Raw genomic sequence first — 6,645 nt, 5'->3', positions numbered from 1 at the left:
GCTTCCCCCGGTCGCCCCCTCCCCGGGGCCCAGGGACCAGGTGCGGCCGTCCTCCCCGCCGCGGGTGATCCCCTCGCGGGGGCCCGCCACCCGGACCCGGTTCTTGCGCCCGGTGGTCAGCGGCAGGTCGATCGTGCCGCTCTCCGGCAGCCCGGTGGAACGGGTGATCACCAGGTAGTCCTTCTCGACCGTCCGCCGGTTGAACTGGCGGGTCAGGTCGCCGTGGAAGCGCAGTTCCCGGGCGAGGAGGACGAGCCCGGAGGTGACCTTGTCGATGCGGTGCACGGGGAAGAGCCGTTCCCCGTGCTCGGCGGCCATCTCCACCAGATCGGTGTCGTGGCGCTCGCCCGTCACCGAGATCCCGGCCGGCTTGTTGAGGGCGAGGATCGCCTCGTCCTCGTGAACGAGCGTGGCCGCCCGCAGCTCGGGCCAGGAGGTCGGCCAGGGGGTCACCGGTGGTCCCTTCGACAAAGACGGGTCCGGGGCCGGAGCGACCCCGGGGAGAATCGCCAGTCTACGGGCGCGGATCCCCCCGACCGATCCGCCGGGAAGGACCGGACGGGGCGGGTGCGCCCGTCGCCGGGACGACTCGCTCCCCCGGCCGGGAAGGACCGGGATTTGTTCGCCGGTCGGCGGAGTCGGCGATACCGTCCTCCGCCACCGGATCGGACGCATCGGTCCCGTTCGCCACCTCCTCCGGGCCCGGCACACCGGTGTCGCCGGCGCCGGTGACCGACCCCCGCCCCCGGCGGGTACCCGGGCGGCCCCGCCGTCCGGGTACCCGTCCGTTGCCGGGGACGTGCGACGACGGGGCTGGGGCACCACGGCGGCGGCCACCGGCACCGGGAGCGCGGCCATCGGGATCGGGGGCGCCGAGCAGTCACCGGCGACGTCCCGTCCGAGCGAGACCGCCACCGGCCCCGGGGCACCGGCCGCGACGACCCCGGTGTGCGCGACACCCCGGATGGCCCCGGGTGGGTGGTGCCGAAGCAGCGGGGAACGGCGGCCGACTCGACCGTGCGCATCATGCCGCCGGCCGCCCCGTGCCGGACGGTCAGTGCCCGACGAGCTGGCCGCCCAGCCTCTCCCGGATCTCGGCGCTGTTCTTGTTGAGACCGATGACGGTGACCTTCTTGCCGCGGGCCGCGTACCTGGTCTCCACCGCGTCCAGCGCCGCCACCGAGGAGGCGTCCCAGATGTGCGCGGAGGACAGGTCGATGACCACGTCGTCGGGGTCCTCGCTGTAGTTGAACTGGTGGACGAGGTCGTTGGAGGAGGCGAAGAACAGCTCCCCGGTCACCGAGTAGACGACCTGCTTGCCCTCGGGGTCCACCACACCGGAGACGTTCACCAGGTGGGCGACGCGACGGGCGAAGGCGATGACCGCGGTGATCACACCGACGATGACGCCGATGGCCAGGTTGTGGGTGATGACCACCACGACCACGGTGACCGTCATGACGACCGTCTCGCTGATCGGCATCCGGCGCAGGGTGTCGGGGGCGACCGAGTGCCAGTCGAAGGTGGCGAAGGCGACCAGGACCATCACCGCGACCAGGGCGGCCATCGGGATCTGCGAGACCACCGGACCGAAGGTGATGCACAGGATCATCAGGAAGACGCCGGCCAGGAAGGTGGACAGCCGGGTCCGGGCGCCGGAGGTCTTCACATTGATCATGGTCTGCCCGATCATGGCGCAGCCGCCCATGCCACCGAAGAAGCCGGTGATCACGTTGGCGACGCCCTGGCCGATGGACTCACGGGTCTTGTTGGAGTGGGTGTCGGTGATGTCGTCCACCAGCTTGGCGGTCATCAACGACTCCATCAGGCCCACCAGGGCCAGCGCGAACGCGTAGGGGGCGATGATCGCCAGTGCCTCACCGGTCAACGGCATGTCGGGCAGTCCCGGCACCGGCAGGGCGGAGGGCAGCTCACCCTTGTCGCCGACGGTGGGCACGGCGATGGCGGCGGCGACTGTGATGACGGTCAGCACCACGATGGAGACCAGCGGTGCGGGCACCACCCTGGTGATCCGGGGGAAGAGGATCATCATGACCAGGCCGGCGACGACCAGCGGATAGACCGCGAAGGGGACGTTCCGCAGTTCGGGAACCTGGGCCAGGAAGATGAGGATGGCCAGGGCGTTGACGAAGCCGACCATGACGCTGCGCGGGACGAACCGCATCAACCGGGCGACCCCGAGGGCGCCCAGGACGATCTGGAAGATCCCACCCAGGATGACCGCGCCCACCAGGTAGCCGAGTCCGTACTCGTGGTTGAGCGGGGCGATGACCAGGGCGATCGCACCGGTGGCGGCGGAGATCATCGCCCGCCGACCGCCGACGATCGAGATCACCACGGCCATGGTGAAGGAGGCGAACAACCCCACGCTGGGGTCCACGCCGGCGATGATGGAGAAGGAGATCGCCTCGGGAATCAGGGCCAGGGCCACCACGAGACCGGCGAGGACCTCGGTGCGGAAGACCTTCGGGGAGGCGAGACAGGCGGGACGGGAGAGGCGCGGCCGACCGACCGCGGTGGTATCAGCGGACATGCATCCGTTTCCGTTCGGGCACGCGGACAACCACCGCGCGCGGACAGGCGAGGCGGCCACGGGGAGCGAAGGACTCCGGGCCGGGTGTGGTGGGGTCTCTCCGCGCTCGCCGCGCGGCGACCGGACCGGCACCGGACACGGCGGTGCCGAACGGGCGTCGTTGCCCGGGAGACATGGGGCGGAGGGGGCGGGCCCGATGCGCCCGAAGCCGGGACACGGGACCTCCCGGACACCGAGAACTCTACCCCCACGTGAGGGATGATCTCGACCGCCAATGCCTTCCCAACGGGAAAATCCCTGGTGAAAACTGCGAGAGCGATCACGGCTACGGGACCCGGAGTGACGTATTGGTAAAGTCCCGGGGCGCTCGGGGGACGTCCGTCCCGGTGTGACGGGCCGGTAGGCTGTGGGACCACGCAGGCGGGCCCCGACCGGGGCCGAGGGAAGGGCGACAGGGTGACGGACGAGGGGCGACACATGCAGATCGGCCGGGTCGCCGAACGCACCGGACTGTCCCTGCGCACCATCCGGCACTATGAGGAGGTCGGCCTGGTGACCCCCTCGGCCCGCAGCAAGGGCGGCTTCCGGCTCTACACCGAATCGGATGTCGAGCGCCTCATGGTGATCCGCCGGATGAAGCCGCTGGACTTCTCCCTGGAGGAGATGGGCGAACTCCTGGAGGTCGTCGACGCCCTCGCCGCCGAGAACCCGCCGCCCTCCGCCGAGGAGGCCGAACGGCTGCGCGATCGGCTGCGCGCCTACCAGCAGGTCGCGGACGCCCGCTGCGAGAAGCTCCGCGCCCAACTCCTCGCCGCCGAGGACTTCGCCGCCACCCTCAAGCGGCGCCTGGCATCCTCCCGCGGCTGACCCGTTCCCCGACCGGGACCGTCACTGCTCGTGGGCGGCGATCAGCGGCTCCAGCGGGTGGTCGGGGAACTCCCGCTCGAAGGAACCGGCGTGCCAGCGGTTGGGGAACAGCGCGAGGACCGCGCCGTCCTTGACCCGGGTCATGGACTCGCCGTGCACCAGGCGCGAGGCGTCCAGCGCCGCACCACCGGCGGCGTCGGTGGCCCGGGCCAGGTTGTAGGGCAGGTGCTCCAGCTTCACGGCCGCGCCGAACTCGTGCTCCATCCGGTGCGCCACCACGTCGTACTGCATCGGCCCGACCGCCGCCAGGACCGGGGCCTGCTCACCCCGCAGCATCGAGACCAGCACCTGGACCACGCCCTCCTCGTCGAGTTGGGCGATCCCGCGCCGGAACTGCTTGGACTTCCCGATGTCCATCGGGCGGGCGACGGCGAAGTGCTCGGGGGCGAAGGTGGGCATCGGCGGGAACTCCACCTTCTTCCCCGTGTACAGGGTGTCGCCCGGGGCCAGCGCGCCGGCGTTGACCAGACCCACCACGTCGCCGGGGTAGGCCAGTTCGACCGAGGAGCGCTCCTGCCCGAAGACGCTGTGGGCGTACTTGGTGGCGAAGGGACGGCCGGTGGCGGCCCGGGTGACGGTCATCCCCCGCTCGAAGACCCCCGAGCAGACCCGGACGAAGGCGATCCGGTCACGGTGCGAACGGTCCATGTTGGCCTGCACCTTGAACACCAGACCGGAGAACTCGGCGTCCACCGGCCGCTGCCCGCCGCCGGCCAGCTCCCGGGGGCCGGGCGGCGGGGCGAGGTCCACCACGGCGTCCAGCAGCAGACGGACACCGATGTTGGACAGCGCGGCGCCGAAGAAGACCGGGGTGGTCTTCCCCGCCAGGAAGCTCTCCCGGTCGTGCACGGCGCCGGTGGCCGCCAGCAGTTCCAGCTCCTCCAGCGCGGTCTCGCGCTCCTCGCCCAGCTCGGCGGCCTCCTCCCCGGTCAACCGCTCCTCCTCCGCGGCGCGCTCCCCGCCGGGGGCCCGGGTGTAGCGCAGCACGGCGTCGGGGTCCCGGGAGTCGATCAGGCCGAGCATGTGACCGGCGATGCCGACCGGCCAGGTCACCGGGGTGGGCTGGATGCGGAACTCGCGCTCGATCTCGTCGAGGAGTTCCAGGGCCTCGCGGCCGGGCCGGTCCCACTTGTTGACGAAGGTGATCACCGGCACGCCCCGGTGCCGGCAGACGTCGAAGAGCTTGCGGGTCTGCTCCTCCAGGCCCTTCGCCGCGTCGACCAGCATGATCGCGCAGTCCACGGCGGCCAGCACCCGGTAGGTGTCCTCGGAGAAGTCGGCGTGGCCGGGGGTGTCGAGGAGGTTGAGCACCCGGTCGCGGTGCTCGAACTGCAGGACGGCGGAGGTCACCGAGATGCCCCGGGCCTGCTCCATCGCCATCCAGTCCGAGGTCACCCCGCGCCGGTCGCCCTTGCCGTGCACGGCGCCGGCCGAGGTGATGGCGCGCGCGTGCAGGGCCAGCGCCTCGGTCAGGGTGGACTTGCCGGCGTCCGGGTGGGAGATCACCGCGAAGGTGCGGCGCCGGGGCGCCTGGGTGGCCGCCGCTGCCGCCGAGGTGGGGTCGTTCACCGCTGGTGCCGCCGTTCGCGATCGTTCCTGCTCCGACCGGGGGTCCCCGGCCGGGGGCGTGCCGCGCGGGAGTCGGTCGATCGACGCCCGGGCGCCGACGCGCACCCGCAAATCTACCCCCGCGTGAGGGTCCCGGAGAAACCCGGGTTCCGGCCGGGATCCCGTCCGGCCCGGGTCACCAGTGGACGGGGCGCGCGAGACCGGCGGGCGGACGGGTCCGCTCGTCGCCCCGGGCCGCGGCCGGGCGGTCGGGGGTGAGGAAGAAGGCTCCGCGCAGGTCGGCGCCCCGCAGGTCGGCCCCCCGGGCGTCGATCCCGATCAGTTCCGCGCCGCGCAGGTCGGCGTCCCGCAGGTCCGCCCCGATGAGCAGGGCGCCCCGCAGGGTGGCCGCGCGCAGGTCCGCCCCGCGCAGATCGGCACCGGCGAGGTCGGCGCCGCGCAGGTTCCGGCGTGGTCCCGGCAGGGTGGAGCGGACCCGTTCGCCGAGACGCAGCAGCAGAGCGTTGACCCGCTCGCGGTGGTCGGCGAGGCCCGGCCCGCCGCCCGCGAGGGCCGCGAGAGAGTCGGCGTCCGCGGCGGCCGGGGCGTCCGTCTCCGCCCGGGCCCGGCGCAGGTCACCGGCGAGGTGACGGGCCGACGGGCGGGTGTCGGCCAGGTCGATCGCCTCGTGCAGATACCGCAGGAGTTCGTGCAGCAGGCGGACGACCGGGAAGACCTCGAACATCCGCGCGGAGAGTTCGGGGTGGGTGCGCCAGTCGCGGCCTCCGAAGGTGTCCCGGGAGACCCGCTGTCCGGCCCCGTGGCAGTCGAAGACCCCGCAGCCGAGGTATCCGCGGTGCCGGAGGCTGTCGTGGACACCGCAGCGGAAGTCCCGGCGCAGATGACCGCAGGGGCGTCCGGCGGGCTTGTGGACGGGGAAGTCGGGCGAGGCGACGAAGGGGAGGGCGACACAGCACAGGGCGAAACAGTTCGCGCAGTCGGGGCGGAGCGCGCGGGGCGTCCCGCCCGTCGGCGCGGGGGATTCGGGGGGCACGGGTGGCCTTCCGGTGGGCGGTACACGACGGTGCGGCACGACACCTCCCGGGGCGTCGCCGGCACAGTCTGCGGACACCGGGAGCGGGGATCCACCGGTTTTCCCGCCCGCGGGGGCGGACGGGCCCCGGACGGCGCGGACGTGGCACGCGCCACACGGGAGGGTGTGCGCGGGGACTGGCCGGCGGGTTACCGACCGGTTAGCCTGCTCATGAGAGCGGTACCCCGCTCAGGCGGTTTGGTGACGCAGCCGCCGGAGTGCCCTTCGGTCCGGCACTCCACCCGCACCGTACGGCGGGCCCCGGGACAGGGTCCGCCGTTCCGCACCACCGGAGCCCTCGTGCCCCGGCGCTCGCGGCGGGCCCCGCCCGTGCGTGCCGCCGGGCGCGCCCGGCCCGGTTCCCCCTCGCACCGACTGTCGCGCGTTCCTCCGCGCGTTCGGGCCCCGCGGCGAGCCCCCGCGATGCCCGTGTGCCGTCGTCACCCCTCGGACCCCAGGAGTCCCGTCTGTCTCTTATAAACATCTCCCAGCCCACGAGACTTGGAGCTATCTCGTCTGCCGT

5 protein-coding genes are annotated in these 6,645 nt (G+C 72.8%); 1 reads left to right on the top strand and 4 read right to left on the bottom strand.

What is annotated here, in order from left to right; all coding sequences use genetic code 11:
* Both FOE67_RS29250 and FOE67_RS12400 read right to left on the bottom strand, forming a co-directional pair.
* Positions 1–453 (bottom strand): pseudouridine synthase (locus FOE67_RS29250; RefSeq protein WP_323384818.1); only part of this gene is annotated, 453 nt, incomplete at its 3' end.
* A gap of 601 nt (positions 454–1,054) precedes the next feature.
* Positions 1,055–2,554, bottom strand: coding sequence for a SulP family inorganic anion transporter (locus FOE67_RS12400; RefSeq protein ID WP_182663550.1), 1,500 nt, complete (start codon positions 2,552–2,554; stop codon positions 1,055–1,057).
* Positions 2,555–3,031: 477 nt separating this feature from the next.
* Between FOE67_RS12400 and FOE67_RS12395 the strand changes: the two genes are divergently transcribed.
* A complete protein-coding gene (locus FOE67_RS12395) occupies positions 3,032–3,421 on the top strand; it encodes a MerR family transcriptional regulator (protein ID WP_182663552.1) in 390 nt (129 codons plus the stop codon).
* Between the two features lie 21 nt (positions 3,422–3,442).
* On the opposite strand, the gene FOE67_RS12390 is transcribed toward FOE67_RS12395, so the two are convergent.
* Positions 3,443–5,050 (bottom strand): peptide chain release factor 3, encoded by a 1,608-nt coding sequence (locus FOE67_RS12390; protein WP_182663548.1) that lies wholly within the window; start codon positions 5,048–5,050, stop codon positions 3,443–3,445.
* 175 nt (positions 5,051–5,225) lie between these two features.
* Positions 5,226–6,083: a pentapeptide repeat-containing protein gene (locus FOE67_RS12385; RefSeq protein WP_323384815.1), complete on the bottom strand. Its 858-nt coding sequence runs from the start codon at positions 6,081–6,083 to the stop codon at positions 5,226–5,228.
* Between the last annotated feature and the right edge of the window lie 562 nt (positions 6,084–6,645).

It is taken from the genome of Streptomyces calidiresistens (assembly GCF_014141525.1).
Lineage (GTDB): Bacteria > Actinomycetota > Actinomycetes > Streptomycetales > Streptomycetaceae > Streptomyces > Streptomyces calidiresistens.
The sequence above is the reverse complement of the archived record's forward strand: the minus strand, read 5'-3'. Positions and strand labels throughout refer to the sequence as shown.

Excerpts from the sequence above, each read along its gene's own strand:
- FOE67_RS12400 (WP_182663550.1), bottom strand. The coding sequence starts at position 2,554 with ATGTCCGCTGATACCACCGCGGTCGGTCGGCCGCGCCTCTCCCGTCCC.
- FOE67_RS12395 (WP_182663552.1), top strand. The coding sequence starts at position 3,032 with ATGCAGATCGGCCGGGTCGCCGAACGCACCGGACTGTCCCTGCGCACC.